1 protein-coding gene and 1 pseudogene are annotated in these 2,138 nt (G+C 71.2%); both read right to left on the bottom strand.

The genetic code is table 11. The features are described 5' to 3' along the window. Positions 1-1,181 (bottom strand): annotated as a pseudogene (locus ACOADB_RS04965) (transcription-repair coupling factor); the annotation flags it as partial. Between the two features lie 150 nt (positions 1,182-1,331). Then, positions 1,332-2,138, bottom strand: an 807-nt coding sequence (locus ACOADB_RS04970) for a serpin family protein (RefSeq protein WP_378596835.1), incomplete at its 5' end; no start/stop codon positions are given.

Genomic DNA, 2,138 nt, shown 5'->3' on the forward strand with positions numbered 1-2,138 from the left:
GCCTTCTCCACGTCGCCGCGGTACGACGGCGCGGCCTGCGCGCCCAGCGCCTGGTCGGGCGCAGCGGCGTCAGCGTCACCGTCGAGCCCGAACGGGCTGAACGTCCACCAGCTCTGGCCGAGTCCCCGCGCGTGACTGCGCACGTCACCCAGCGACTGGTACGACGCCGCCTGCAGGTCGATCGGCGCCTGGCCGCCGACGGCGGCAGTCGCCCACGAGGCCGCGAGGAACTCCTCGCTGGTGGCCACGAGGTCGTGCGCCCGGGCGCGGGCACGCTCGGGGTCGAGCACGAGGACCTGGGTGTTGGCGGGCAGCAGGTCGACCAGCAGCTCGAGCTCGTCGACGAGCACGGGGATCAGGGCCTCCATGCCCTCGACCGCCATGCCCTGCGCGATCTTGTCGGTGATCTCGAGGAGCTGCGGGTGCTTGCGGCCGAGCTCGACGGCGCGGGCACGGACGTCGTCGGTGAGCAGCAGCTCGCGACACGGCGGGGCCCAGAGCCGCTCGACCGCGGCAATGGTGCGCTGGTCGGCGACCGCGAAGGAACGGATCTCCTCGACCTCCTCGCCCCAGAACTCCACGCGCAGCGGGTGCTCCTCGGTGGGCGGGAAGACGTCGACGATGCCGCCACGCACGGCGAATTCGCCGCGCTTCTCGACCAGGTCGACCCGGGAGTACGCAGCGCCGACCAGGCCGGCCACGACCTCGTCGAGGTCGGCGGTGCCCCCCACCGCGAGCTCCACCGGCGTCAGGTCGCCGAGGCCCTTGACCTGCGGCTGGAGCATCGAACGCACGGGCGCGACGATCACGTTGACCGGGCCGGTCGCCGCATCCGTGCCCGGGTGACAGAGCCGGCGCAGCACCGCCAGCCGGCGACCGACGGTGTCGCTGCGCGGGCTCAGGCGCTCGTGCGGGAGGGTCTCCCAGCTCGGGTAGTAGGCGACTCCGGTCGGGTCGAGCAGGTCGCCCAGCTCGGCGACGAGCTGCTCCGCCTCGCGGGTGGTGGCGGTGACCACGAGGAGTGGCCGTCCGGCACGCGCCAGTCCCGCGGCCAGGAACGGCCGCAGGGCCTCCGGACCGGTGAGCTCACCGGTGGGTGAGCTCGCGCCGGCAGCCTCGGCGAGGGCCGAGGCGAGGGGCGGGTCGGAAAGGACGGCGTCGGCGAGGCCGGCGAGACGCATGGGGGCACGCTTTCGTGGAGGACAACACAAGCGCCCCCGGTCAGGATCGACAGGGGGTGATGGGCGCCAGCCTACGGCCCCGCACCGACAGCCCGGAGGCCGAGGAGGTTGCACACCAACCGTCTCGGGACCCCTCGTCGACCAACGGGCCTACGACGGATCGACGACCCGGCCCACGAACAACGGCGCATGGTGGTCGAGGTCGTGGATGACGAAGAGGAACGGGCGGTCGACCGTGAACGCCTCGGTGACCAGTGCCGACTCGGTGCGGATGACGACGGCCGTCGCAGCGGCCGCCTCCGTGCCCTCCTCGTCGACGGCGATGAAGCCTTGGTGCAGGACGGCCGCGATGTGCAGCGGCAGGTCCTCGTCGGTCATCGGGGTGAAGTCGGCCTGACCGTCGATGAACGCGGTCGGCATGCCGATCTCCTTGAGCAGGTCGCCCAGTGGAGCGTCGGTGCGGAAGGTCCACTTCGGCAGCGTCAGATTCACTGCGGCCAGCGATCCTTCCGGCGTCAGTGCGCCGAGGCCGTCCTTCACGATGCTCGCCTCCACTGCCTCGAACCTTCCCTTGTCGGGCAGCACGATGGTCATCGCCAGCTTCCGGCCGGCGTACGGCACGACGACGCCGCGCCAGCCGTCACCGTTGACCAACGGAGCGGACAGGTCCGGCTTGTTCATCATGTCGACGTCGACGCTGGAGCCGTCGACCTTCGTGAACTTCCCCTTGACCGTGGCGGCCTTCTCGAACGGCTGCTCCCAGGGCGCCTTGAGGTAGATCGCGTTGACCAGCACGAGCCGGGTCAGGTTGTCGAGCACGCCTTCGGGGATCAGGTCGACGATGCGGTCATGGGTCTGGTCCTCGACCCAGTTGTTGATCAGGGTCCGGGCCTCCTCGGCCGCGGTCTCGAAGTCGACGGCGCGCAGCCCGGCGCCGTACTCCTTGGCGATCAGGTC

The organism is Nocardioides sp. CPCC 206348, assembly GCF_048654705.1.
Classification (GTDB): domain Bacteria; phylum Actinomycetota; class Actinomycetes; order Propionibacteriales; family Nocardioidaceae; genus Nocardioides.